24 protein-coding genes and 1 pseudogene are annotated in these 26162 nt (G+C 66.2%); 15 read left to right on the top strand and 10 right to left on the bottom strand.

The window, feature by feature from the left end; genetic code table 11:
* The 6 genes and pseudogenes from SBI80_RS26455 to SBI80_RS26430 all read left to right on the top strand — a co-directional run.
* Positions 1–92 (top strand): 4-hydroxy-2-oxovalerate aldolase family protein (locus SBI80_RS26455; RefSeq protein ID WP_318977959.1); only part of this gene is annotated, 92 nt, incomplete at its 5' end.
* 220 nt (positions 93–312) lie between these two features.
* Complete coding sequence (locus tag SBI80_RS26450; protein ID WP_318977947.1) at positions 313–828, top strand: SRPBCC domain-containing protein; 516 nt, start codon at positions 313–315, stop codon at positions 826–828.
* A 144-nt stretch (positions 829–972) separates the two neighbouring features.
* A pseudogene (locus tag SBI80_RS26445) lies at positions 973–1827 on the top strand (mycofactocin-coupled SDR family oxidoreductase).
* Between the two features lie 139 nt (positions 1828–1966).
* Positions 1967–3094, top strand: a complete 1128-nt coding sequence (locus SBI80_RS26440) for a hypothetical protein (protein WP_318977946.1) — start codon at positions 1967–1969, stop codon at positions 3092–3094.
* A gap of 4 nt (positions 3095–3098) precedes the next feature.
* Positions 3099–3881, top strand: coding sequence for an SDR family oxidoreductase (locus tag SBI80_RS26435; protein WP_318977945.1), 783 nt, complete (start codon positions 3099–3101; stop codon positions 3879–3881).
* Positions 3878–5023 (top strand): sulfotransferase family protein, encoded by a 1146-nt coding sequence (locus tag SBI80_RS26430; RefSeq protein WP_318977943.1) that lies wholly within the window; start codon positions 3878–3880, stop codon positions 5021–5023. The genes SBI80_RS26435 and SBI80_RS26430 overlap by 4 nt, the downstream gene beginning before the upstream one ends.
* Before the next feature lie 10 nt (positions 5024–5033).
* On the opposite strand, the gene SBI80_RS26425 is transcribed toward SBI80_RS26430, so the two are convergent.
* From SBI80_RS26425 to SBI80_RS26395, 7 genes are read right to left on the bottom strand one after another with little or no spacing between them, the layout of a single operon-like run.
* The gene (locus SBI80_RS26425) at positions 5034–5915 is read right to left on the bottom strand and encodes an SDR family oxidoreductase (RefSeq protein WP_318977942.1); all 882 of its coding nucleotides are present in this window, start codon (positions 5913–5915) and stop codon (positions 5034–5036) included.
* A 4-nt stretch (positions 5916–5919) separates the two neighbouring features.
* Complete coding sequence (locus SBI80_RS26420) at positions 5920–6411, bottom strand: nuclear transport factor 2 family protein (protein ID WP_413232817.1); 492 nt, start codon at positions 6409–6411, stop codon at positions 5920–5922.
* A 17-nt stretch (positions 6412–6428) separates the two neighbouring features.
* Entirely contained in the window at positions 6429–7277 is an 849-nt protein-coding gene (locus tag SBI80_RS26415; RefSeq protein ID WP_318977940.1) for a TIGR03619 family F420-dependent LLM class oxidoreductase, read from the bottom strand.
* A gap of 2 nt (positions 7278–7279) precedes the next feature.
* The gene (locus tag SBI80_RS26410) at positions 7280–8074 is read right to left on the bottom strand and encodes an SDR family NAD(P)-dependent oxidoreductase (protein ID WP_318977938.1); all 795 of its coding nucleotides are present in this window, start codon (positions 8072–8074) and stop codon (positions 7280–7282) included.
* 23 nt (positions 8075–8097) lie between these two features.
* Positions 8098–8931 (bottom strand): mycofactocin-coupled SDR family oxidoreductase, encoded by an 834-nt coding sequence (locus SBI80_RS26405; protein WP_318977936.1) that lies wholly within the window; start codon positions 8929–8931, stop codon positions 8098–8100.
* Positions 8928–9734 (bottom strand): mycofactocin-coupled SDR family oxidoreductase, encoded by an 807-nt coding sequence (locus SBI80_RS26400; protein WP_046363707.1) that lies wholly within the window; start codon positions 9732–9734, stop codon positions 8928–8930. Before SBI80_RS26400 ends, SBI80_RS26405 begins: the two co-directional genes overlap by 4 nt.
* On the bottom strand, positions 9734–11347 hold the full coding sequence (locus tag SBI80_RS26395; RefSeq protein ID WP_318977931.1) for a flavin-containing monooxygenase: 1614 nt from the start codon (positions 11345–11347) through the stop codon (positions 9734–9736). Before SBI80_RS26395 ends, SBI80_RS26400 begins: the two co-directional genes overlap by 1 nt.
* A 132-nt stretch (positions 11348–11479) precedes the next feature.
* On the opposite strand from SBI80_RS26395, the gene SBI80_RS26390 reads away from it, so the two are divergent.
* The 6 genes from SBI80_RS26390 (at position 11480) to SBI80_RS26365 (ending at position 18200) form a co-directional block, all read left to right on the top strand.
* Positions 11480–12562, top strand: coding sequence for a 2Fe-2S iron-sulfur cluster-binding protein (locus tag SBI80_RS26390; protein ID WP_318977929.1), 1083 nt, complete (start codon positions 11480–11482; stop codon positions 12560–12562).
* A gap of 111 nt (positions 12563–12673) precedes the next feature.
* Positions 12674–13855: an acyl-CoA dehydrogenase family protein gene (locus tag SBI80_RS26385; RefSeq protein ID WP_318977927.1), complete on the top strand. Its 1182-nt coding sequence runs from the start codon at positions 12674–12676 to the stop codon at positions 13853–13855.
* 13 nt (positions 13856–13868) lie between these two features.
* Positions 13869–14777: a biphenyl-2,3-diol 1,2-dioxygenase gene (gene bphC / locus SBI80_RS26380; RefSeq protein WP_318977925.1), complete on the top strand. Its 909-nt coding sequence runs from the start codon at positions 13869–13871 to the stop codon at positions 14775–14777.
* A complete protein-coding gene (locus SBI80_RS26375) occupies positions 14774–16231 on the top strand; it encodes an FAD-dependent oxidoreductase (protein WP_318977923.1) in 1458 nt (485 codons plus the stop codon). Before bphC ends, SBI80_RS26375 begins: the two co-directional genes overlap by 4 nt.
* Positions 16232–16437: 206 nt before the next feature.
* A complete protein-coding gene (locus SBI80_RS26370) occupies positions 16438–17280 on the top strand; it encodes an IclR family transcriptional regulator (protein WP_318977958.1) in 843 nt (280 codons plus the stop codon).
* The gene (locus SBI80_RS26365; protein WP_318977921.1) at positions 17277–18200 is read left to right on the top strand and encodes a LipP1 family hormone-sensitive lipase; all 924 of its coding nucleotides are present in this window, start codon (positions 17277–17279) and stop codon (positions 18198–18200) included. Before SBI80_RS26370 ends, SBI80_RS26365 begins: the two co-directional genes overlap by 4 nt.
* Here the strand turns inward: SBI80_RS26365 and SBI80_RS26360 are convergent.
* Entirely contained in the window at positions 18177–19415 is a 1239-nt protein-coding gene (locus SBI80_RS26360) for an NADH:flavin oxidoreductase (RefSeq protein ID WP_318977920.1), read from the bottom strand. The genes SBI80_RS26365 and SBI80_RS26360 overlap by 24 nt on opposite strands.
* A 481-nt stretch (positions 19416–19896) precedes the next feature.
* On the opposite strand from SBI80_RS26360, the gene SBI80_RS26355 reads away from it, so the two are divergent.
* Complete coding sequence (locus SBI80_RS26355) at positions 19897–20499, top strand: Dabb family protein (protein ID WP_318977957.1); 603 nt, start codon at positions 19897–19899, stop codon at positions 20497–20499.
* A 26-nt stretch (positions 20500–20525) separates the two neighbouring features.
* Here SBI80_RS26355 and SBI80_RS26350 read toward each other — a convergent pair whose 3' ends face one another.
* Positions 20526–21413, bottom strand: a complete 888-nt coding sequence (locus SBI80_RS26350; protein ID WP_318977918.1) for an SDR family NAD(P)-dependent oxidoreductase — start codon at positions 21411–21413, stop codon at positions 20526–20528.
* A complete protein-coding gene (locus SBI80_RS26345) occupies positions 21410–23335 on the bottom strand; it encodes a flavin-containing monooxygenase (protein ID WP_318977916.1) in 1926 nt (641 codons plus the stop codon). The genes SBI80_RS26350 and SBI80_RS26345 overlap by 4 nt, the downstream gene beginning before the upstream one ends.
* A gap of 102 nt (positions 23336–23437) precedes the next feature.
* Between SBI80_RS26345 and SBI80_RS26340 the strand changes: the two genes are divergently transcribed.
* Together SBI80_RS26340 and SBI80_RS26335 are read left to right on the top strand one after the other, a co-directional pair.
* Positions 23438–25024 carry an acyl-CoA synthetase gene (locus SBI80_RS26340; protein WP_318977914.1) on the top strand — a complete coding sequence of 529 codons (1587 nt, stop codon included), beginning with the start codon at positions 23438–23440 and terminating at the stop codon, positions 25022–25024.
* Between the two features lie 14 nt (positions 25025–25038).
* Positions 25039–26160, top strand: a complete 1122-nt coding sequence (locus tag SBI80_RS26335; protein ID WP_318977912.1) for a zinc-binding dehydrogenase — start codon at positions 25039–25041, stop codon at positions 26158–26160.
* Positions 26161–26162: the final 2 nt, after the last annotated feature.

Raw genomic sequence — 26162 nt, 5'->3', positions numbered from 1 at the left:
GGCAGCGCAAGCTCATCGGCGGCCAGGAAGACCAACTCATCGACATCGCCCTGGAGATCAAACGCGAGCAACAGGCCGCCACCGCGACCTAAGCCGCATTGGTTCCCGCCAGGCAGGCACACGGGGTGATCGCACAACCAGGCCTGCGCGTGCGAGTCAATCACACTGTGTCGCAGGGGGTTCACGCGACAGCTGACTCGACGCCGCGCCATGCACGTCGAGTTCGGGGAATCCCGTTGAGCGGCACGGTGTGACGCCCGACGCGTGGTCACATGCCAGGCTTGGTGCAAGCCGAGTAAGCGGAGGCCTTCAATGTCTGACCTTTCGATACCTGACTACGACCCAACGACACTCGTACGCTCGATCACCGTCGAGATCGCGGCGCCGGGCAAAGTCGTGTGGGACGTCCTCACAGATCTCGATCGGTACCCTCAGTGGAACCCGTTCTGTTTGTCGGCGACGTCGACTCTGGAGATGGGTGCACCGGTAGCGATGGTGCTCGCCGACTACACCGGAGCCGGCGGAACGTTCCTCAACACCGAGTTCGTGTGCGCGTTCGTACCTGAACGCCTCTTGTCATGGGAACTGCGCGCAACCCCAGAGTCCCCCTATGCCGCACGGCGGGACCAAGTCATCGAACCCTCCGCCGACGGAAGCTGCCGGTACTACTCCACGGATGCCTTCCTCGGCGAGTTCGCGCACGACATCATGGCCGAAACGGGTGATTGGGTCAGACGCGCGTTCGACGACACGGCATTGGCACTCAAACGCCGTAGCGAAGTCGTCCATGCTGGACTTACCGCATCGCCCGCAACACCAGATCAGTAGCACTCGCTCGCAACGAAGTGCCTAGGTTGGCACCGAGTCAAATCACCGCAATCGAGGCGGCTAGCTAGAAGCTGCGTGTAGTGAAACTCGTAAACCGTTGCGGCTGAATAAACCCGGTGTCCGACGATGAGAAGGACACAACCCATGACCACGAACAGGCCGTTGGACGGACGCGTCGCATTGGTGACCGGAGCAGCGCGTGGTCAGGGACGCGCACACGCTCGCCGGCTCGCCAAGGATGGCGCCAACATAATCGCGACAGACATCTGCGGGCCCATCTCCGATAGCGTCAGCTACCCACCGTCGACCGCAGAGCAACTCGCCGAGACGGTACGCGATGTCGAAGCCAGCGGTCGAGAGATCCTCGCCCGCGAAGTCGACGTCCGCGACCTGGCCGCTCAACAGAAGGTGGTTGCCGAGGGCGTCGAACGATTCGGGCGACTCGACGTCCTGGTGGTCAATGCCGGCGTGCTGAGCTGGGGCCGCCTGTTCGAGATGTCAGAAGAGCAGTGGGACACCCTCATCGAGGTCAACCTGTCGGGCGCTTGGCAGACCGTGCGTGCCGCAGTACCTGCGATGATCGAGGCCGGAAACGGGGGATCCATCATCATGGTGAGCTCGGTGGCAGGTCTGAAGGCCACACCTGGTAACGGCCACTATTCGGCGTCCAAGCACGGCATGGTCGGAATCACGAATGCCCTGGCCTTGGAGGTTGGAGAATTCGGTATTCGGGTGAACTCGATCCATCCCTACTCGATCGACACCCCGATGATCGAACCCGACGCGATGACGGAGCTCTTCACCAAGCATCCGAATTACCTGCACAGTTTCGCTCCCATGCCCCTCTAACCGCCGAGCCGGCTCGCCGGCGACATGGCCGACACCGGGTTCATGACCCCTGAGGACGTCGCAGATGTGGTCGCATGGCTTGCCGGCGACGGGTCGAGGTACATCTCGGGTTCGCAGCTCGCGATCGACCGAGGAGTTCTGAAGTACTAGCTGTCACAGGCCATCTCGGCACTGCCCATTGGTGGAGACGCCTAATCATGAGTGAAACGACCAGGTTTACCGGCAAACTGTGCCACTGAGCGGACGCTCTCGCTGCAGATCCACTCATGCCCCTCCTAGCATCGCGACCATGCTCTCCGATCCCCTCGCACGCGCCATCGCCGCGGCTGAAGAACTGATCAACGCAGCACCACATATCGAGAATGAAGCCGATCTGCTCGAAGGTCTCCAGTATCTGGCCGGAGGCATCGCCAGCTGCACACACGTCGCCTTCAATCAGCATCCGGACCACCCCTTCCTACTGTCGGGTACCGGTCCCTTCACCAAGATGGGACTCGACAACCCGGACACGCTCTACTTCGGTACGAAGATGGAAGGTGGACGCGAATACGTCGTCACCGGCTCCCGGGGCACGACCACCGATCTCAGCTTCCAATATCTCGCCGGCCAGTACACCGCAGACACCGTTCCCGAGAGCGAAGTGGCCTTCGATGACCGCGAACTCGACATCGCCGCAGACGGTACTTTCGAATGGCGGTTCACGCCCAACAGGTCCGGGCAATTGGTGATCCGCGAGGCCTACAACGACTGGTCGCAGCGCCGAGGGACGCTGGCGGTACATCGGACGGACACCGTCGGTACAGCTCCGCCGCCCCCGAGCCGAGAGGATGTGCAGCGACAATTCCAGAGCGCCGCAGACGAACTCGTCAACCGGGTGCAGACCTGGCTCCAGTTCCCCAAGTGGTTCTACCTCAACCTCCCGGTCAACACCCTGGTGGCACCACGCTCAACGCCGGGTGGATTGACCACGCAGTATTCCTCTGCCGGCCATTACGACCTTCGCAAGGACCAGGCGCTGATCATCTCGCTGCCGGTCAATGATGCTCCCTACCACGGTTTCCAGCTGGGCAGCCTGTGGTACATCTCGCTCGACTACATCAACCACCAGACATCCCTGAACGGCGCCCAGACCCAGGTGGATCCGGACGGCACGATTCGAATCGTCGTCGCCGAACAGAATCCTGGCATCACGAACTGGGTCGAGACATTGGGCCATACCCGTGGATATCTGCAGTTCCGGTGGCAGCGCCTGGCGCGCGAGATGACTGCGGCCGACGGTCCGAGCGTAGAGGTGGTCGACTTCGCCGCAGTTCCCGACGCGCTGCCGTTCTACGAGAGCAACAAGATTTCCAGTGACGACTGGCGAGCGCGAATTGCACTGCGTCAGAGTCACATCGGCCAGAGAATGTTGGGCTGAGCACGTGGCCGGACTTCTGAACGATGCCGTGGTCGTGATCACCGGGGTGGGCCCGGGGTTGGGAACCACGCTGGCGCGTCGATGTGCGGACGAGGGCGCCGGCCTGGTCCTGGTCGCACGGACCGCAGCCCGAGTGGAGGAGCTCGCGAGTGACATCAACGCCGCGGGCGGGCGAGCGCTGGCCGTTCCCACGGACATCACCGTCGAGGCCGAGGTCGCCGAGCTGGTCGAGACCGCACTGGCCGCGTACGGCAAGGTCGACGGGTTGATCAACAACGCCTTCATGTACCCGTCGATGAAGCCGTTCTCCGGTACCGACTTCGCCCATATCAGAGATTCTCTCGAGCTGACCGTTCTGGGCGCGTTGCGCACCACGCAGGCGTTCACACCCGCACTCGCGCAAGCACGCGGCTCGATTGTCAACCTGAGCTCGATGGTCATCCGACATTCCGACCCGACATACGGCCCGTACAAGTTGGCGAAGTCCGCCTTGCTGGCCATGTCTCAGTCACTGGCTAGCGAGCTCGGACCGGCGGGAATCCGAGTGAATTCCGTTGCCCCCGGCTACATCTGGGGACAGGTGCTCCAGGACTACTTCGCCGAACAAGCCCGGGCTGCCGGGTGCTCGATAGAGGACATCTACGATGCCGCCGCCGCAGGCTCGGACCTGAAGAGATTGGTGACCGAAGACGACGTCGCATCAGCGATTCTCTTCTTGCTCAGCTGCATGGCCGGTGGCATCACAGGCCAAACACTCGACGTCAACTGCGGGGAGTACAAGTCATGACGACACGAACCGATGTCGGCACGGTGGACGACCTGTGCGCCGAAGCCGTCGCCAAAGCCGGTCACAGCGACTTCGGCACCGACGAGGACAACTTCCGCGGCGCTCTTGAGGTCCTGCTCGACTCCTATCGTGCCGAAGCAGATTTCACGCCCTTGGGTGCCACCCTGACGCGGCACTATCTTCTGGGCGGTCTGGTGGCGCGACTGCTCAGCGAGGCCGCCTGGAAGCGCTATCCTGCCTCGCGCGACATCAGCATCGAGCGTCCGATATTCGTCACCGGCCTGCCCCGGACCGGCACCACCGCATTGCACCGACTGTTGGGCGCGGACCCCGCTCACCAGGGGCTCGAACTCTGGCTCGCGGAGTACCCCCAGCCGCGGCCTGCACGCGAAGCGTGGGAGTCCTATCCCGAGTACCGCGGATTGCGCGACTATTACGCAAAGGCACACCAGGAGAATCCCGACTTCCTGGGACTGCACTACATCGCCGAGGATGTTCTCGAGGAATGCTGGCAGTTGCTCCGCCAATCGGTTCATTCCGTGTCCTACGAATCCCTGGCGCACATCCCCAGTTATGCGCAGTGGCTGCAGAGGCAGGATTGGACGCCTTCCTATCGCAGGCACCGCCGCAATCTCCAGCTGATCGGTCTCAACGATCCGGGGAGGCGTTGGGTACTCAAGAACCCCAGTCATCTGTTCTCGCTGGACGCGATCCTCGCGGTGTACCCGGACGCACTGATCGTGCAGTGCCATCGCCCCCCGGAGACCCTGCTCGCATCGATGTGTTCACTGGCAGAACACTCCACCGCGGGCTGGTCCAACACCTTCGTCGGCGCCCAGATCGGCGAGGACGTCCTGAGCACCTGGGCCTCGGCTATCGAGAGGTTCAACGCAGCGCGCGCCTCGTACGAATCTGAACAGTTCTACGACGTCGACTACTTCGAGTCCGTGGCGGATCCCGTCGCAACGGCACGTAATGTGTATCGACACTTCGGGCTGCCCCTGACACCCGACGCTGAGCTGGCCATCGAACGAGCCTCTCGGGAAGGCAAGGAAGGTCCCGGGGCGCCCAAGCACCGCTATTCACTGAGCGACTACGGCTTGACCTCCGAGCAGGTCAGCGCACGATTTCCGGAGGCGTGAAAACTCCCCGTCACAGCAACCCTGAACGGCCCCGGTGACGCGCAGCCTTGGAAAAGGCGGCCATCCGATACAGATACCGCGGGATCGTCAGCGTGGGGACCCGGCGGGGCCAGTGGTCGGCGCGGAAGTACGCATCAGATCCGCCGTCGACGAAGATGACACTGCCACAGAGGAAGTCGGCTGCGTCGGAGAGCATGAAGTGTATCCAGGCGGCGATGTGGCCGGGATCTCCGAAGCCGCCGACGGGCACCGGAAAGGTCTTGACGGCCTTGGCTTGCCGCGGTGAGGCAAGCTGTTCACTCAGCAACGGAGTATCGATGGCCCCGGGCGCGATCGCGTTGAGCCGGATCCCGGCACCCGCCCACATCGGCTGCACCGCCGTGCGGCGGACCCAGCGTGCCACGGCGATCTTCGAAGCGCCGTATGCCATCGCCGGTGCGGTCGAGCCGAACATCCGGACCGCGCGCAGCGCCCCGGGTAGGTCGTCACGCAGGAGCGCGCGCTGGGCGCGACAGGGCACCATCGGCATGGTCGTCGCCGAATTACTGCCTACGACGACGACCTTGGCCGATCCGGCAGCCGCAAGCGCCGGTTGCCAGGCCCGTGCGAGGTCCACGACACCGAAGTAATTGACCGAGAGGATGGTCTCCGCGCTCCCCCGCCCGGGGCGTGGCCCCACCCCGGCGGCCAGCACCGCACCATCGAGATGACCCTGTGCCGCCTCGAGTACCGCGGCCGCGGCGTGCGCGCGCCCCTGCGGGCTCGACAGATCGGCGATGACGTCGGCATCGCGCAGATCGACGGTGATCACCCGATGACCATCGGCGCGCAACCGTTGCGCCGCGGCACATCCCATACCCGAAGCGGCTCCAGTCACAACATGGACACCCACGTCACTAATCGCCCTTCTCATCAGGGGCGGTGATCCCAGTGAGCCCGGCAATGAGCAACGCCTGAGCATGTGGATCTCCGTTGAGCACGCGGCTGCGTCGCCGAGTGATCTGCCAACGCCCGTCGATGCGCTGCAGCGCGAAATGGTTGGCCGTCGCTCGCCACACCCGGTAACCGCCACTGGCCGATTGATCGTCATCGTGGCGCAGTAGAACCAGCGACTCACAGACCGCCACCGCCTCGTCACCGTCGACGCTGACCACGGCAGGGCCCAGGAAGTGGCAGCAGCCGTTGGCCACCAGGTCCTGATGAGCGGACGAGGCAACCATGTCATGGACGCCCTGCCGGCCCGTCATCTGCCAGCCCTCCACGTCGTAAGCACCGCCGACTGCCCACAGATGCGCTGCAGCATCGGCGTTCCCGGCGTCGACCGCAGGACCGTAGGACGCGATGAGCTTGGCAATGGCGTGCTCGTCGAGCAGCTGCTGCAGCGCCACAGCATGAGTGGAGTCGATCACCGAGTGCCTCCGATGTCTCGTAGTCGGGCCAGTTGGTCGCAGTAGTGCGGCGCGCTGTCGGCACGCACGGTGCATGTGATCGCGGTCGCGCCGGCGTCGCGTAACCGCTCGAGCTGCACGCGGACGCCGTCGGGATCCGCCTCCGGGTCCACCGCAGCGGAGAGCACGACCTGGAACTGCCCCGGCAGTTCGACGGAGGCGAGCATCTCCGACACCTCCTCCGCGCTCAGGCCGAAAGGCATCCAGCCATCAGCCAAAAGCGCCGCGCGGCGCAGCGAGGCCGCGCTGCTACCGCCGACCCAGATCGGCATCGCAACCTGTTGGGCGTAGGGCAGCACGGTCATTGCGCCGTAGTCGTAGAACGCGCCACGATAGGCCGGTGTCGGGGTGGACAGGGACGCACGCAATGCGCGAATCGCGTCATCGGCGCGGGCCGCTCGGCGCTGCCACGGCACGCTCAGCAGCTCGAATTCCTCCGTGAGCGTTCCGATGCCTACCCCGAGGGTGACACGGCCGTCACTGATCCGGTCGAGGGTGCCGTAACTCTTCGCGATCTGCAGTGGATGGTGATACCCCAACACGAGCACCGCTGTGACCAACCGGATGCGGCTGGTGTGCGCCGCGAGGTAGGACAGGGTGGCCAACGGATCCCAGTAGGTGGCTCCTCGCCGCTCGGCGCTTTGGGTTGGAATGGCCACGTGTTCGGAACAGGTGAGGTATTCAAAGCCCAATTCATCAGCAGCCAGCGCGATCCGTGACAGATCCTCGGACCCAGCGTGGGCTTCCCACGGCGACGCGGCTCCGGGGACCTGGACCACCACGGGTGTGGATACCCCAAGGCGCACAGTCAGTGCGCCCCGTCGATCAAGGCCTTGATGGCCTCATGGGCGCCGAGCACCACGCGCGCCCGGTCGGGTGCACTGTTGGCCTGCGCGGTCTCGGCATTGCCACCAGCCACCCAGATTGGCCCATCGCCCAAGTGGGCCAGACCTTCTGCAGCGACATCAGCGGGTTCGTCGACACTCATACCAGGGGCGTCGAAGTTCAGGCCCACGCGTTCCATTGCGGGCGTGCGGGTCACACCCAGCACCAATTCGAGAACGTCGACGTTGCGGCCACGCAGCTCCAGCCACAAGCTCTCGGCGAAGATCCGGGAGAAGGCTTTCGCGCCCGCATATGCCGTGTGCCTCCACGCACCCATGTAACCCGCCAGCGATCCGACGATCAGGATGCCGCCGCGCTGCCGGTCGGACATCGGTCGCCCGTAGTGTTGAACCAACTCCATCATGCGAGTGACGTTGAGGTCGTTGACTTTCCGAAATTCGCTCAGATCGGTGTCGAGGAACAATTCGTTGCACGTGCTGGCCCCCGCGTTGTAGACGAACAAGCCCACCTCGAGGTCTGCTGTTTGTGAGGCGATTTCGGCCGCCGCATCGACGTCGAGCAGGTCGACGGCGATGGTGCGCACGTCAGCACCCAGATCACTACAGCGCTGTGCGGTGTCGGCCAGCGGCCCGGGCTTACGCGCGATGAGCACCAGGTTCAGACCGGCCTTGGCCAGTTGCCTGGCGAACTCGGCCCCGACTCCCTCTGACCCGCCGGCGATGACGGCCCACGGTCCATACTTGCTGCGATCGATCATCGATGTGCTCCTCTTCCTCATGGTCAGCGCTGGGTGGCCCCCGCGTCGATGGGCAGGCAAGCGGCGGTGATGTAGCGGGCCTCGTCAGAGGCCAGGAACAAACTGGCGTTGGCAACGTCTACCGGGTCGACCCACGGCACCGGCAGCAGGTTCATGCGTGCTGCCGCCTCGGCGAACTCCGCCCGGTTCGGCGGGTGGTCGAGATCGGGACGGAAGGCGGCGCGGACGGCGTCGTTTTGGATCAGTGGCGTGTCGACGTTGGTGGGATGAAGGGTGTTGACCCGCACGGCATGCGGTGCCAGGTCGTGGGCGAGGCTGCGCATCAGCCCGACCACCCCGTGCTTGGCGGCGGTGTAATGGGCGACGCCACCCAACCCGCGCATTCCGGCGATCGAACTGACCAACACGATCGATCCGCCGCCACGTTCGATGAGATGGGGTGCCGTTGCCGTGCAGGTGTGCCATACGCCCGTGAGGTTGACGTCGATCATGGTTCGCCAGGTCTCCTCTGACATGTCCACGGCCGCTGCACGGGACGTGATTCCCGCAGTGGCGCAGACGATGTCGAGCCCCCCGAAGTGTTCGGCATTCCGGGTGACGGTCGAGGCCAAGGCGTCGGCGTCGCGCACGTCGGCGACGCAGGTACTGATGCGGCCTCCGGCCTGCTCGACGAGGCGAACCGTCTCGGCGAGGTCGGCCGGCGTGCTCGGCGGCACACGCACGGTGTCGACGGGGCCGCACAGATCGACCGCGATGACGTTCGCGCCCTCCTCGGCGAACCGCACAGCCTGGGCGCGTCCGATTCCTCGCGCCGCACCGGTGATCAGCGCGACCTTGTTGCTCAGCCGCCCGGTCATACGGTGGTCCTCTGCGTGAGGCCGGCGTCGACGACCAGCTGCGCGCCCGTGATGTAGCGGGCTTCCTCGGACGCCAGGAACACCGCGGCGTTGGCCACGTCGACGGAGTGCACCCACGGTACGGGGAGCAGGTTGCGCGCGGTCAGCACGTCGACGACGTCGGCTTCGGACGGATTGCTCAGATCGGGCCGCAGTCGCTTGTAGGTGTCGGAATTACGAACCATGGGCGTGGCGACTGCGCCGGGGTGCACGGTGTTGACGCGGATCCGTCGCGGCCCGAGTTCGTTGGCCAGGGTGCGCGCCAGTCCCACCACGGCGTGCTTGCTGGCGGTGTAGTGGGCGCTACCCGCGGTGCCGCGTATCCCGTTGGTGGAGCTGATGATGACGATCGTGCCGCCGTCGGCGCCGATGTGCGGGACACCCGTTTTGACGGTGTGCCAGACGCCGGTGAGGTTGACGTCCAGGGTGCGCTGCCAGTCTCGGGCGGAGATCTGCCAAGCTGGTCCGCCGACGCTGTGGATGCCGGCGTTGGCGACGATCACGTCGAGGCGTCCCAACTGGGCGACCCCGGCATCGACCACCGCGGTGATCCCCTCGAGGTCACTGACGTCGGCCAGGCCGGTGACCACGCGGCGACCCCGCTCGATCACCGCGTCCGCGGTCTGCCGCAGGCCCTCGGCGGTCTCGGCGCGGTCGAGTGCCAGTACGTCGGCTCCGGCGTCGGCGAATCGTTCGCAGTGCACGCGTCCGGTTCCACCGGCGGCACCCGTGACGAGGACGACCTTGCCGCGCAGACCCGACATCAGGGCGCCGCGAGCAGCTCGAAGCCTTTGTAGCCGGCGTCTGCGACCTCGCGGCAGATATCGAGATACGTGCCGAACCCGCCGTTGAACAGCATGAACTGGCGTGGCTTGCCGGGCACGTTGGCGCCCATGTACCAGGAGTTGGCCCGCGTGAAGAGTGTGGCCTCAGCGCGCCGGGCACATTCGGCGCCCCAACTGTCCACAGCGTCCGCGGTCGGTTCGATCGCGGCGTACCCCCGGTCGTCGAGGTAGGCGATGGCCTCGGCGATCCAGTTCACATGCGCCTCAGCATGCAACACCATGTTGGCCAGCACGGCGGGCGCCCCCGGTCCGGACACCAGGAACAGGTTGGGGAATCCCTCGGTGCCCAAGCCCAGATACGTCCGCGGCCCGGCAGACCAGTCGTCGACCAACTTCTGTCCCCCGCGGCCGGTGATGTCGATCTTCGCCAGCGTGCCGGTCAGCGCGTCGAAACCGGTTGCCAGCACCAGCGCGTCGATGTCGTAATGCTTCTCCGAGGTGCTGATGCCGGTGCGGTCGATCGACTGGATCGGCGTCGCGCGGACGCTGACCAGGGTGACGTTGGGTCGATTGAAGGTCTGGAAATAGTTGGTGTCGGTGCAGATCCGCTTCGTTCCGATGGGATGGTCGGTGGGGATGAGCATTTCGGCGACGTCCGGGTCGTCGATGACGGCGCGGATCTTCTCCTCGTAGAACTTCCGGGCTTCGTCGTTGGCCTCCGACGAGATCATCTGGTCGCTGAAGGTCTTCGAGAACAGCACACCGCCGAGTTCCCATCGCTTCTCGAAGGCAGCGCGACGCTCGTCGGGGGTGGCCTCCATGGTCAGCTTCGGATGAGCGACATGCGGTGAGCCACCGCCACTGCGCCAGGACATTTGGCGACGCTGCGCGTAGTTCGCCTTGATGTCGGCGGTCTCGTCGCTACTGAGTGGTCGGTTGCCGGCCGGCACGCTGTAATTGGGAGTGCGCTGAAAGACGTAGAGGTGTTCGGCCTGCTCGGCGATGATGGGAATGGACTGGATACCCGAAGATCCGGTGCCGATGACCGCGACGCGCTTACCGGTGAAGTCGACGTCGTCGTGCGGCCAGTGCGCCGTGTGGTAGGTCTCGCCGCCGAAGGTGTCCAGCCCGGGAATGTCCGGCGTCATCGCCGCCGACAACGGTCCGGTGGCCATCACGACGAACCGGGCGTCGACCCGTTCACCGGAGTCGGTCGTCACCGTCCACCTCAATGCGGATTCGTCGAGTGCAGCGCCCGTGACCCGAGTGTTGAACGTGATGTCGCGCCGCAGATCGAGTTCGTCGGCCACCCAGTTGATGTAGGCCAAGATCTCGCGTTGGGTGGCGTACTTCTCCGACCACGTCCACCGCTGTTGCAGGTCATCGGAGAACGAGTAGCAGTAGTCGACGCTTTCGACGTCGCAGCGCGCGCCAGGGTAGCGGTTGTAGTACCAGGTGCCGCCGACATCGGGGGCGGCTTCGAAGACGCGCACGGACAGGCCCTGCTCGCGAAACTTGTGCACGGCGTACAGGCCACCGAAGCCGGCGCCCACCACAACCACATCCACGCGAGAAATCGATCCACTGCTCACGCGCCGAACGGTAGGCCGTCTTCGACGGGGTTCCCGCCGATTCTCCCGGTCACCGGGCGACGTGACCGGATCTCCCGGCCATCGGACCGACCGGGTTGGCGATAGGCGCGACGACCGCCAGGATCAGCGCCCATGACCGACCTCGACACCGGCACCGAAATCGTCGGCGCAGGCCGCGGGGTGGTGCTCCGGGTGGCTGAGGTCATCGACGAGAGCGCCGACGCCCGATCACTGGTCTTCGACATCTCCGACGATGAACGTGACGCGTTCGCCTACCGGCCCGGACAATTCCTGACGATCCGGGTGCCCAGCGATCAGACCGGATCGGTGGCCCGCTGCTACTCGTTGGCCAGCTCCCCGCACACCGATGCGGCCCCCAAGGTGACCGTGAAGCGCACCGTCGATGGATACGCCTCGAACTGGTTGTGCGACAACGTTTCTGCTGGGGATCACCTCGAGGTCCTACCCCCGGCGGGCGTGTTCACCCCGGCGGACCTCGATGCAGACTTCCTGCTGTGGGCCGCCGGCAGCGGCATCACCCCCGTGATGTCCATCCTCAAGTCGGTGCTGTTCGCCGGCAGCGGACGGGTGGTGCTGTGCTACGCCAACCGTGACGACGCCTCGGTGATCTTCGCCGCGGAGTTGCGTGATCTCGCGGCCCGGTACGCCGGTCGCCTGACGGTGCTGCACTGGCTGGAGTCGCTGCAGGGGCTACCCACCCGCGCGCAGATGAGCGGCTTCGTCCGTACCGTGTTCGGCGGGTCGACCGCCGTGGAATCGTTCATCTGCGGTCCGGCCCCGTTCATGGCCGTGGTGAAGGAATCCCTGAGTGAGGCCGGGGTGCCGCGCGAGCGGATTCACCTGGAGGTCTTCCAGTCACTCTCCGGTGACCCGTTCACCGATGATGCCGACGCCGCGGTGGCGACGCTGCACGACGACACCGACGCGGCCACCGTGCACGTCGACCTCGACGGTCACGCTCACCAGTTGCGCTGGCCGCGGCGCGCCACGCTGGTCGAGACCATGCTCGCCGCCGGCCTGGATGTTCCCTACTCGTGCCGGGAGGGCCAATGCGGGTCGTGTGCGGCGACGCTGGTGCGCGGCCAGGTCGACATGGCCAGCTGCGACATCCTCGAACCCGACGACATCGCCGACGGGCTGATCCTGGGCTGTCAGGCCCGGCCGGTCTCCGACGACCTCCACGTCGAATTCTGAGCGTCGAATTCTGACGTCGCCCATCGAGGTTCCGCTGACCGGGAATCCCAATCCTCGCCGTACACCCGGCGATACACCATTACTGACAGCCAGCGAGAAGAGGACCACGAGATGACGGAGCGGGTAATCGACCGGGTGCGCGAGCACGCCGAGCAGCTGCGTAATCAAGGCGCAGAGGCCGAGAAGATCGGCAAGCTCACCGACGAGACGGTCAAACTGATGAAGTCGGCGGGTAACGTCCGCCTGCTGCAGCCCGCCGCCCACGGCGGCCTGCAGGTGCACCCGCGTGAGTTCGCGGAGACGGTTATGGCCACGGCGGCACTGGATCCGTCGGCCGGCTGGATCAACGGCGTAGTGGGTGTGCACCCCTATCAGTTGGCCTACGCCGACCCGCGGGTAGCTGCCGAGATCTGGGCGGACGACGTCGACACCTGGGTCGCGTCACCGTATGCACCGCAGGGCGTCGCGACCCCGGTCGACGGTGGTTACATCTTCAACGGCCGCTGGCAGTTCAGTTCCGGCACCGACCACTGCGACTGGATCTTCCTTGGCGCGATGATCGGTGACGCCGAGGGCAAGCCGCTGATGCCGCCGCAGATGCTGCACATGATCCTGCCGCGCGCGGACTACCAGATCGTCCACGATTCCTGGGACGTCGTCGGACTGCGCGGGACCGGCTCCAAGGACGTCATCGTCAAGGACGCCTTCGTGCCGTCCTACCGGACGATGGATGCGATGAAGGTCATGGACGGCACCGCTCAACGCGAGGCCGGCATGACCGAGACGCTCTACCTGATGCCGTGGTCGACGATGTTCCCCTTGGGCATCAGCGCGGCGACGATCGGCATCGCGGAGGGTGCACTGGGCGCCGCGCTGGACTACCAACGCCAGCGCGTCAACTCCAGCGGTGTGGCGATCAAGGACGATCCCTACGTCATGTACGGAATCGGCGAGGCGGCCGCCGACATCAACGCCGCCCGCCAAGAACTGCTGGCCAACGCCGACCGCATCTACGACATGGTCGACTCCGGGCGTGAGGTGTCCTTCGAGGACCGCGCGGCCGGGCGGCGCACACAGGTGCGCGCCGTGTGGCGTGCCGTGTCGGCCGTCGACGAGATCTTTGCGCGCTGCGGCGGCAACGCAGCCCGAATGGACAAGCCGCTGCAACGGTTCTGGCGCGACGTGCACGTCGGTCAGGCCCACGCCATCCACGTGCCCGGCACCGTCTACCACGCCTCGGCACTTAGTTCCCTCGGCGTCGACCCGCAGGGTCCGCTGCGGGCGATGATCTGAAGGGACGCCCGACATGGGATTGATCAAGAGCCTCGGCTACGTCACCGTGGCGGCCACCGACATGGACCGCTGGCGCCACTTCGCCTTCGACGTACTGGGTTTCGCCCGTGGGCGAGGCCCCGACGAGTCCGCGTTGTATCTGCGCATGGATGAACGCGCGGCCCGCATCATCGTGGTCCCGGGTGAGGTCGACAAGATAGTGACCGTCGGGTGGGAGGTCCGCGACCATGCCGACCTCGAACACGTCAAGGCGGCCCTCGACGCAGCCGGCGTCCCCTTCAAGCAGCTGTCACTGGACGAGGCCGACGCGCGACGGGTCGAAGAGGTGATCGCCTTCGACGACCCGGCGGGCACGTCGCTGGAGGTCTTCCACGGTGCGGTGCTCGACCACTCCCCGGTGGTGACTCCGTTCGGTTCGCGGTTCGTCACCGGCGGGCAAGGGTTGGGCCACGTCGTCCTACCAGCCCTCGACGTGCCCGGACTCTTCGAGTTCTACACCGAGGTACTGGGTTTCATGTCCCGCGGCGCCTTCCGCGTTCCGGTCCCCCCGGAGTACGGACCGGTGCGCGTGCGGTTCATGGGTGTCAACCAGCGTCATCACAGCCTGGCGATTTGCCCCGCGCAGAATCTGCGCGACCCCGGCCTGATTCACCTGATGGTCGAGGTCGACACCTTGGACGCCGTCGGGCAGGCACTCGACCGCGTCAACGCCGAGGGATTCCAGCTGTCCTCGACCCTGGGACGGCACACCAACGACAAGATGGTGTCGTTCTATGTGCGCGCCCCCGGCGACTGGGACATCGAGTTCGGCACCGAGGGCATGCTCGTCGACGACGAGCACTACACCGCCGAGGAGATCACCGCCGACAGCTACTGGGGTCATCAGTGGGTGTCCGACCTACCGGCGGCCATGCGCCCGTGACAGATGTCGTCCCCGTCGCCGCCGCGACCGTCACGTCCTGGGACCACCACGCCGACGTCGTGATCGCCGGTTACGGCGTCGCGGGCGCGGCAGCCGCCGTGGAGGCCGCCCGTGCGGGGGCCCAGGTCCTGGTGCTCGAGCGCAGCGGATCCTGGGGTGGGGCGGCGGCCATGGCCGGCGGGTTCATCTACCTCGGCGGTGGCACGCCGATCCAAACCGCCTGTGGTTTCACTGATTCCGTGGACAACATGGCCGCATACCTCAATGCCGCCATGGGCCCCGGCGCCGACGAGCGCCGGATCGCCGACTACTGCGCCGGCAGTGTCGCCCACTTCGAGTGGTTGACCGGCTGCGGCGTGCCCTTCAAAGCCGAGTTCTTCGATCAGCCCGGCTGGGAGCCGATGGGCGACGAAGGGCTGATGTACAGCGGCGGAGAGAACTCCTACCCGTTCAACACCATCGCCGACCCCGCGCCGCGCGGCCACGTACCGCAGATGCAGAACAAGAAGCAGGGGGAATCGAGCGCCGGCTTCATGCTGATGAAAGGCCTCGTCGAGACGGCCACGGCCGCAGGCGCCCAGGCGCTGTACGACGTGCGCGTGCAGGCGCTGATCGTCGAAACCGACGGCCGCGTGGTCGGTGTTCGGACCCGCCGCTACGGCACGACGATCGACATCCGCGCCCGGCGTGGGGTGGTGCTGGCGACCGGGAGCTTCGCCTACAACGACGACATGGTGGCGCGGTACGCGCCGCGCATCGCCGGCAGACCGGCCGCCTCCATCGAACAGCACGACGGCCGCGCGATCAGGATGGCCCAGGCGCTCGGCGCGGACCTCGCACACATGGACGCCACCGAGGTGGCGTTGTTCGTCGATCCGCAGCAACTGGTGCGCGGTGTCCTGGTCAACGAACGGGGCCAACGCTTCGTCGCCGAAGACACCTACCCCGGTCGGGTCGGGCAGCTGACCCTCTACCACCAGAACAACACCGCCTACCTCGTCCTCGATGAGACCGCGCAGGCCGAGGCGATGGTTTCTCTCTCGCCGCAGCTGATGATGCGCCCACCGACCTGGGTCTGCGAAACCGTCGCCGAGCTCGAGGCCGAGATCGGATTACCCTCTGGCTCACTGCAATCCACCGTCGCCGCCTACAACGACGGCGCGACCGAGGGTCGCGATCCGCTGCTGCACAAGAAACCGATGTGGCTGCGGCCCCTCGGATCGCCGATCGCCGCGATCGATCTGCGGGAGTCCACGGGCGGGTTCACCCTCGGCGGACTACACACCACCCTCGACGCCGAGGTTCTGCACGTCAGTGGAGATCCGATCCCCGGACTCTTCGCCGCCGGACGCTGCAGCGCCGGACTCGCGGCCTGGGGCTACGCCAGCGGCGTCTCGCTGGGCGACGGGAGCTTCTACGGGCGCCGCGCCGGACGCGCCGCGGCTCGCGTCTGACTCCCCGGCGCCGCTTTCACACGCACGTCGACGCCTCCCAGGTGGAACCCCAGGCAACGGGGTGCCGTGGCTTCGCCTGCTGCCCTCGTCATGTCACTTGCGTCCAACCATGTGACAGCGCCCACACCCTCGTGCTACAAAGAGACATATTACTTTTAGGCATATGTCGCGGACATGCGCCGCGAGCACAGGAGGCCCTCGTGACAATGACTGTCGAGAAGGCGAACGAAACCCCCAGCGCGGTCATCGACCGGATCTCCCTCGTTCTCGACGCCTTCGAAGGACCGGGACGGTTGACCCTGGCCCAGATCGTGCGCCGCACCGGGCTGCCGCGTTCCTCCGCGCACCGCATGCTCGAACGCCTGGTCGCGCTGCGCTGGCTGCGGCGCGACGGCCGCGACTACGAACTGGGCATGCGGCTCGTCGAACTGGGCTCGCTGGCCCTGCACCAGGACCGCATCCACCGGGCCGCGATCCCGCTGCTGCGCGATCTGCACCGAGCCACCGGATTCGTGGTCCACCTCGCGGTACTCGACGGATCTGACGTGGTGTACCTGGAGAAGATCGGCACCGAGATGGCCGCGGCCATCCCCACGCGCGTGGGGGGACGTCAACCCGCGCACTGTACGGCCGTGGGCAAAGCCATCCTCGCCGACAACGACACCGCAGCGGTGGATCTGTCGGCCCGCAAGACCAGGTACTCCATCGCCAACGCCTCTCAACTGGCTGCCGAACTCGCCCGGGTCCGCGCCCACGGGGTCGCCGTGGAACGCGAGGAGTCCCTGCCCGGATTCGGGTGCGTTGCGGCGCCCATCGGCCCGGCCGGTCGGGCCGTGGCTGCGGTATCGGTGTGTGGCCCGATGACGCGCATGACCTTCGACCATCGCATGGCCGCGCCAGTACGCATGACGGCGATGGGGATTTGGCGCAACGCCGAGGACGGGCCCGACCGCGTCGCACCCACCCTGCAGCCGCTGCGCCCATTGCGCGGCGGACCCGCGCCGCGGCCGATGGAAGCGCATCACGCGACGACCCTGCTGCCGGCGTGACGCTCGATCCCCAAATCGCCGCAGTCATCGAGGCACTCGATTCGGGATTTCCGCCGGTGCACGAGATGACCGGCGCCCAAGCGCGCGCCGCGATCAGCGACCGGTTCGTGCCGAACCCGACACCCGAGCCGGTCGCCCTCGTCGAGAACCATGAAATCGCCGTCGACGGGGGCAGCGTCACAGTCCGCGTCTACCGACCCGACGCGCCGGAACCGCTGCCACTGCTGATTTACGCCCACGGTGGCGGTTTCGTCTTCTGCAATCTCGAAAGTCACGATGGGTTATGTCGTAACTTGGCCAATCTCGTTCCCGCGGTCGTGATTTCGGTCGACTATCGCCTGGCGCCGGAGCACCGCTGGCCGACGGCCGCCGAAGACCTGTATACCGCGACCGAATGGGCGATCACCCACGCCGTCGACTTTGGCGCCGACCCCGAACGCGTGGCGGTCGGCGGGGACAGCGCTGGCGGCAACCTCGCCGCGGTGACCGCACTGATGGCCCGTGACCGCAAGGGCCCAGCGCTGGCGGCTCAACTGCTGCTGTACCCGGTGATCGCCGCCGACTTCGACACGTCCTCCTACCGGGCGTTCGGGCGTGGGTTCTACAACCCCCGGCCCGCGCTGCAATGGTATTGGGATCAATACGTGCCCACCGTCGGCGACCGCACCCACCCCTACGCGTGCCCTCTGGGCGCCGACCTCACAGACCTTCCGCCGGCGGTAGTGGTGCTCGCCGGTCATGACCCCCTGCACGACGAGGGCAGCGCCTACGCCGACGCGTTGTCCGAGGCCGGCGTGCCGGTGACCCGTTGCCTGTACGAGGGCGGCATCCACGGCTTCATGACGATGCCGATGCTCGACATCGCCCACGAGGCCCGCGACGAGGCCGGCGAGGCCTTACGACAGGTGCTCGACCGGTAGCGACGCCACCGCCGGTGCGCCCTCCCCCGACGCCACCGGTCCGTAGCGCTGGTCGGGATCGAGCACGCAGTGCGTCCGCTCGAACACCGTGACCATGCACCTGTTGTTGTGGTTGCAGCGACTGCGTGCCGACGGCTCGGCCATCATGGTCCTCACGCGGTCGGGTTCGCGCAGCAGCGCCCGACCGATGGCGAAGAAGTCGAATCCCTCGGCCATTCCGGTCGATAGGTGGGCGCGTTCGGTGATCCCACCCAGCAGGATCAACTTCGTGTTGTTCATCAGCGGCACGAATTGGCGTGCCGCATCTAGCATGTAGAGATCGCGGTAGGGATAGTCGCCCATCGCCCGCTTGCCCACCACCCGCACGGCCGGGCGCAGCAGCGGCGGCATCACCTTTGCGAACTCCTTCACCGGAGCGTCCCCCCGGAAGAGGTACATCGGCTTGTAGACCGACGATCCCTGGGTCAATTCCAGCGCGTCGAGGGTCGCGTCGGCGTCGAGCAGCTGCGCGGTGCGCAGCGCCTCGTCGATCCAGATACTGCCCGGCATTCCGTCGTCCATGTCGAGCTTCGCGATCACCGCGATCTGATCCCGCACGACCGCACGAACGTGCTCGGCGATCTCGCGCACCAACCGAGAGCGATTGTCGATCGACCCGCCGTAGCCGTCCTTACGCCGATTGATCAACGGACTGAGAAAGGAACTGGGCAAATAGAGGTGACCGAAATGCAACTCGACGGCATCGAAGCCGGCATCCACCGCTACCTGAGCGGCCGTACCGAATTGCGCGATGACAGTTCGGATCTCCTCGACGGTGATGGCGCGGCAATACGCCATCGACGTCGGATTGACGAACCTGCTGGGAGCCACTGCGGTGACACCGGTCAGCTTGCGGGGCGCCACGACTCCGGCATGGCCGAGTTGCGCCGAGATCGCCGCGCCGGCGCCGTGCACCGCATCGGTCAGCTTCCGCAGGCCCGGCAGCGCAGCCGCGCTCATCACGATCTGGCCTGGCGCGCTTGCCGCTTCAGGAGACACGCAGCAGTACGCGACGGTCGTCATGCCGACACCACCCTCGGCGAAGCTGCGATGAAAGGCGATCAGGTCGTCGGTCACGTGACCGTCGGGTGAACGGCCCTCCGAGGTAGCAGCTTTGATGACCCGGTTCCGCAACGCCACCGGTCCCAGCTGGGCTGGGCTGAACGGATCGCTCATCGAACCACCATCGCCCCGGCCCGGTCGACGGTCAACGGGGGTCTCCCGGCAGTCGGGAACGCCGTGACGGCAACACCCGGGATGGCCGTAGCCTCGCGCCATGAGCGAGGTCTTCGTCGTCGACCGGGTGACCACGGCCGCAGGTTGCGCCCACGAGTTCATCGACGCCTACCTCACCGGTTATGCCCCCGGCGCCCGCGAACGAGGGATGACTCTGCGTGACGTGCTCGTGAGCCCGCCCATCTGGTTCACCGACCGCACCAACGTCGTCACCATCACCTGGACGCTGCCCAGCCCGCTGGCCTGGTGGCAGATGACCTGGCAGGGTCGGCCCGACCCGACGGTAGCCCAATGGTGGTACAGCGTGGGCGATCTCGTCGTCGACCGCACCCGCACCGTCGCTACCGCCTTCGAGGATGTCGAGGACTCACCCACCGCGAGCAGCGCGCCACCCAATGTGCCGGCCCCCTCCACGGTCGGGGTGACCCGGCTGATCGACGTGGCCGAATCCGACCGTGATCGGGTCCTCACGGAATTGCGGGCCGCCGCGGCGCGTAGCGGTGCTGCCCGAAGCGTGGTCGCCCCGACCCTCCCGGGGTCACGCAATGGCGGCGACGTCCTGGTGCACCTACGATTCGACGACCCACAGTTGGCAGCCGCAACAGATTTCGATACGGCGCTTTCCGACCCCGCGATCTGCCGCGTCAACGGCGTCACCTATCGCGGTAGCGCGGTTCGCAGCGCGACCGGCACCGCCTATCGGGCTCTGCTGCTGCGCGTTTCACCAAACGCCGACCCTGCAGCGGTGGCCGAGTTCGAACACGAACTGGAGATGATGCCGCGCTACGTCCCGACGATCGCGGCCTGGCAACTGAGTCGCGTGGACGACGCGGTCGGCACCACCGGATGGACGCACGTGTTCGAACAGGAGTTCACCGACGTCGCAGGATTGACGGGCCCCTACCTGATGCACCCGATCCATTGGGCCGTCGTCGATCGGTGGTTCGATCCCGAGACCACCGACGTCATCGTCCGCGACCGGGTGTGCCACAGCTTCTGCGACCTAGACGCCCCGTTGCTCTAGTGCAACGCCGTTGCAGCAGCGACCGCTCAAACCCCGGCGGGAAGGATGTTCGGATTGGCCGCCGCCGGGGGCTCCAGTGGCTCCAACACCGTGTGGCCGTCCAGGGAGTGCACCTTCAGGTTTTGCGACCACGGGTAGTGAAGACTGAAGGCCACCAACCCCGTACGCGCTTGGGCGGGGAGGTGGCACATGGCCAACACGGTCTCGGCGAGGTACTCCACCGGTTCGGTGGGAAAGCTCTCCGGTATCAACGACGCCGCGCCGGGGGTACGCACCGCCGTAGAGGGACCCACGCAGTTGACCGCGATGTTGGCGTCGAGCAACTCGGCGGCGACGCCCTGGGTGAAGCGATGCAACGCCGCTTTGCACGATGCGTAGACCACGTCACCTGCCGTCTTGTTGTACTCCCGGTAGGGGCGGGCGGGAGCGACGCCGGTGACCGACCCAATGTTGACGATCCATCCAGCGCCTCGGCGACGCATGTGCGGGATCGCGGCCTGAGTCAACACGAACGGTGTCGTCAGGTAGTGCGCCACGGTGCGGTCGAAGGTTGCCCTCGGCATGTCCTCGACCACGGAGTAGTCAGCGAACCCGGCGTTGTTGACCAGTACGTCGATGCCGCCCGTGCGGTCCACCACCGACTGGACCAACCCGGTGCGGTCCGCGTCGTCATCGAGATCGGCGGCTACCCCGAACGCTGATCCGCCCGCCGCCTCGATGAGTGCGATGGTCTCGTCGATGGTGCCGGGGATCGCTGTACTCTCGCCGGCACGCACCGACGGTGAGGGCTGGTAGGAGCGGGCGGTGACCGCGACGGTGGCGCCCTCGGCAGCCAGGCGCTGCGCGATCGCTCGCCCGATGCCGCGACTGCTTCCCGTCACCAAAGCCGTCTTGCCCGAAAGCAATTTGGTCATCGCAGAACGAAGTCCGATTCGACGGGTGCGCGGTGTTCCTGCCAGAGGTCGACCAACCGGTAAGGGGTGGCGACGACGACACGGCCGGACTGCGACCGATAGTAGGTGTGCGCATTGGGCGTGTGGCACCACACGGTCTTCTGCATCGCTGCGTCGATACCGGCGACGTAGTCGGAGAACGCGCGCTCGGTGACCTCCATCGTGGTCGCTCCGCGCAGGGCCATCAGTTGCAGGCATTCGATGATGTAATGCGCCAACACCTCCATCGAGAAGTTGGCGCCGGCGCCGTGCCCGGGACTGTAGTTCGGCGCTGAGGTGATGAACAGATTCGGGAACCCCGGCACGGTCCCGCCGCGGTATGCGCGCGGACTGTCGCCCCACTCCCCGGCCAGCGTCTTGCCGTCGCGCCCCTGGATGTCCACCGTCGACAGGAAGTCGAGGTGATACCCGGTGGCATAGATGATCACGTCCAAGTCGATCTGGCGGCCGTCGGCGGTGACGATTCCCGCGGCGTTGACCTGAGCGGGTTCGCTCGCTTCGACGTCGACGTGGTCACGGGTCAGCGCAGCGTAGTAACCGCCTGGGTCGCGGATGATGCGCTTCCCGTACGGAGCGAAGTCCGGAGTTACCTTGCGAGCCATTTCGCTTCCAGCGCCGAAGATTTGGTCAATATAGTCCAGGCACATCTTCAGCAGGACATCGTTGGTGGGATTGATGGAGAGGTGGGTCTTGGACCACTCCGGGTCCTGCAGGATGATCGGGTAGTTGTTGTCGGCGGTGCCCCAGTAGGACTTCACCCGGTGCCACATCGCGTAGTACGGCAGCACCCGGCCGAGGTGGCGACGGTGTTCGGGCACGTCGTCGGTCAGTCGCTTCCGCGGTGCCACCCAGTGCGGTTGGCGCTGGAATACCGTCAGATGCTCCACCTCGTCGACGCACGCGTCCACTATCTGCACCGCCGTGCAGCCAGCACCGATGACCGCTACCCGCTTGCCCGTCAGGTCCAGATCCGGATCCCACATCGCCGAGTGGATGCTGGTGCCGCCGAACGTTTCACGGCCCTTGATGTCGGGGAAGCGGGGGCGGTTCAGATAACCCGCCGCGGTGACCACCACACGAGCGTGGTCCACCGACCGAGTGCCATCGGGGCCGCGGGTGTGAATATCCCAATGGTGTTGCTGCTCATCCCAATGCAGGGCCTCTACCTCGGTGCCGAACCGGATGTGACGGCGCAGGTCGTGCTTGTCGGCCAGCGCCACCAGGTAAGCCTGGTACTCGGCGCCTTGCGGGTAGTAATTGGACCACTCGGGGTTGACTTCGCGTGAGAGCGAGTAGTACGCGGACGGAGTGTCCACGCCGATACCGGGGTAGGTGGTCGTCAGCCAGGTGCCGCCGACCTCCTCGTTGCGGTCGTAGACGGTGAACGTCACACCTTCTTCGGCGGCGGCCAGGGCGACCGCGATGCCGGCCAACCCCGCGCCGACGATCGCGACGCTGGTGGTCGTCGGAATCGGAACGGTGCGCGGCAGGGTGGGCGTCGAGGGCCGAAAACCACCTTGTTCTAGCAACAGGTCGACCTGCTCGTCGTCGACCTCACCGCCCAGCACCACCGGCAACAGCCTGGCGAAGAACTCACGGTCGTCGGGAGCCAGGGCACCGGCTGGCCGCTCGGCATTCAAGGCGGCGATGATCTCCTCGGCCAGTGCCTGCGCGGTCTGCGGATCGGTCTGACCTGCCCGCTCGGGCGGGTCGGGGACGTAGGAGATCTTGGCGGCGTACCTGTCGATCACCGTGGCGTCACCCGTCATCTGCGCCAGCACCGCCACCAGCACACCGGGATCGGCCTGCAACAGATGAGCGCGCAGAACGTCCGGCTCCGTTCCGCTGGCAGCCAATGACGATGATTCCGTGGTGGCGGTCATGGTTGCGAGTATCGAAGCAGCGGCACGTCGATGGTGAGGGCCTGTCTACTGAGCGGGAGACGAACCCCCGCGGCGCGCCGTCTGATGCCTACGCTGCGGCTCATGCACCACGACGACCTCGCAGGCGTCATCGCCAGGGCCCGTAGCCACAGCCTCGCCGACATCCCCCGTCGCTCGGCTCGCACACAGCCCGACAAGACCGCCATCATCGATGGCGAGGTCGTGCTCTCCTTCGCTGAATTCGACCACTGGGTCGATCGGGCCGCAGCGGCCTTGCGCGACAACGGACTCGGCCCCGGCGACCGATTGGCGTTACTGTCGCGCAACTGCTGGCAATACGCGGTACTGACGTTCGCCACCGCCCGCGCCGGTGTCGTGCTTGTACCGATCAACTTCATGCTCACCGCCGAGGAGATCAGCTACATCCTGGGGCACAGCAGGGCACGAGGATTCATCGTAGAGGCCGACCTGGTACCGGTCGCCGAGCACGCGATCAAGCTGGCCACGGTGGTGACCACCCACGCTGCGATCGTCCCGCCCGGCCACGCGTGTCCTGAGGGTTGGCCCGACCTCGCCGATTGGCTGACCGCCGCCGGCCCCGCACCGGACTACCGACTCGACGACGACCAGTTGGTGCGGATCATGTACACCAGCGGCACCGAGTCCCGCCCCAAGGGCGTGATGCACAGCAGCCGCAGCCTGATGTGGCAGTACATCAGCACCATCGTGGCCGGGTCGATGTCGGGTGACGACGTCGAAGTGCACTCGCTGCCGCTCTACCACTGTGCTCAACTGGATAACTTCTTGGCCACCGACCTCTATCTCGGGGCGACGAGCATCATCCTCCCGCGCCCCGACCCGGAGCTGGTGTTGCGCACCATCGAACGCTTTCGTGTCACGAATTACTTCGCGCCACCCACCGTGTGGATCAGCCTGTTGCGCAGCCCGATCTTCGACGAAGTGGACCTCTCGAGTCTGCGCAAGGGCTACTACGGCGCATCGCCCATGCCCACCGAAATCCTTCACGAGATGCGCCGGCGCCTTCCGCAACTGCGGCTGTGGAACTTCTACGGCCAGACCGAGATGGCGCCGTTGGCCTCTGCTCTGGGCCCTGACGAGCAGGACGTCCACGCCGGGGCGGCGGGACGCCCGGTGGTCAACGTCGAGACCGTCATTCTCGATGAGTCCGACGTACCCGTCGCCGGGGGCACCGTTGGTGAGATCGCCCATCGCAGTCCACATTTGATGCTGGGGTACCTCGAGGACGAGGGAAGGACCGCCGAAGCCTTCTCCGGGGGCTGGTTCCACTCCGGAGATCTCGGCTACTACGACGAACATGGGCTGCTGCACGTGGTCGACCGGAAGAAGGACATGATCAAGACCGGTGGCGAGAACGTCGCCAGCCGCGAGGTCGAGGAAGTCCTATACCGCCACGATGGTATCCAAGAGGCAGCCGTGTTCGCGCTGCCGCATCCGCTGTGGGTTGAGGCGGTCGTCGCCGCAGTGGTTCCGCGCACGGACACCGAGTTGACCGAAGACGACGTGGTGGCGCACTGCCGCGAGCATCTCGCCGGCTTCAAGACGCCCAAACAGGTGTTCTTCGTCGATGCGCTGCCGAAGAATCCCAGCGGAAAGCTGCTGAAACGCGATCTGCGCCAGCAGTTCACCCTCCACACCGCCACCAACTGAAAGGCCTCATCAGCGTGTACACCGGCCGTATCGCCCGCTTCGACGAGCCCGGCACACCCTTCCACATCCAGACCGTCACCCTGCCCGAGGTCGGTGCCGGGGAGATCCTGGTCCGCGTGTTGCGCGCCAACATCTGTGGGTCCGACGTGCACGCCTGGCACGGCACGTTCGCCACCCGCGGGCTGGGTGGTCAATTACCCACCGTGCTCGGTCACGAGATGGTCGGGGCCATCGAAGCGCTCGGAGAGGGCGTGCGCACCGACTCCAACGGCATCCCGCTGACCGCCGGTGTTCGCGTGGTGTTTCCGTACTTCCATAGCTGCCACACGTGTCGCAACTGCCTGGCCGGGCGCCGCAACGCCTGCCGGAACCTCACGATGGCCATGCTGGGACGCGCCGATGAGCCGCCCTACTTCGTCGGCGGATACGCCGACTACTACCTCCTGCCCGCGGGGGCGGTGATCTACACCGTGCCCGACAGCGTCGGAGACGACATCGCCGCTGGCGCCAATTGTGCTCTGTCGCAAGTCATGTACGGTCTGGAACGCGTCGACATGACACTTGGGGAGCACGTCGTGGTCCAAGGAGCCGGCGCGCTCGGGCTCTACGCCGTCGCGGTGGCCAAAGCGCGCGGCGCCGCGCAGGTGATCGCGATCGACGCCGTCCCTGAGCGGCTGGAACTGGCCGCGGCGTTCGGTGCGGACACCGTGATCGACCTAAACGAGGTCAGTACGCCGAAGGAGCGGGCCAAGGCGGTGCGCAAGCTCACCGGCGGTCACGGCGCCGACGTGGTCGTCGAAGTCGTCGGGCACCCCATGGCCATCGACGAAGGCCTGCAGATGCTCGGACAGTTCGGCCGTTACGTCGAAATCGGCAACATCAACGTCGGGCAGACCTTCGCCTTCGATCCGTCCCGGTTCGTGTTTTCCAACAAGACCATGGTCGGGGTGTCGTTGTACGACCCGGCGGTCCTGTCGCGGGCGCTGACCTTCCTCGAACACCATCAGCAACGGCTTCCGCTGCACCGCCTCGCCGCGGCGTGCTACCCGCTCGCCGACATCAACGGCGCGTTCGCGGCCGCGGACGGCAAACGCGACGTCCGCGCCAGCATCGTCCCCGACCCCACAGAAGGATGACC

Origin of the sequence: Mycolicibacterium sichuanense, from assembly GCF_033741125.1 — a bacterium.
Classification (GTDB): Bacteria; Actinomycetota; Actinomycetes; order Mycobacteriales; family Mycobacteriaceae; genus Mycobacterium.
The sequence above is the reverse complement of the archived record's forward strand: the minus strand, read 5'-3'. Positions and strand labels throughout refer to the sequence as shown.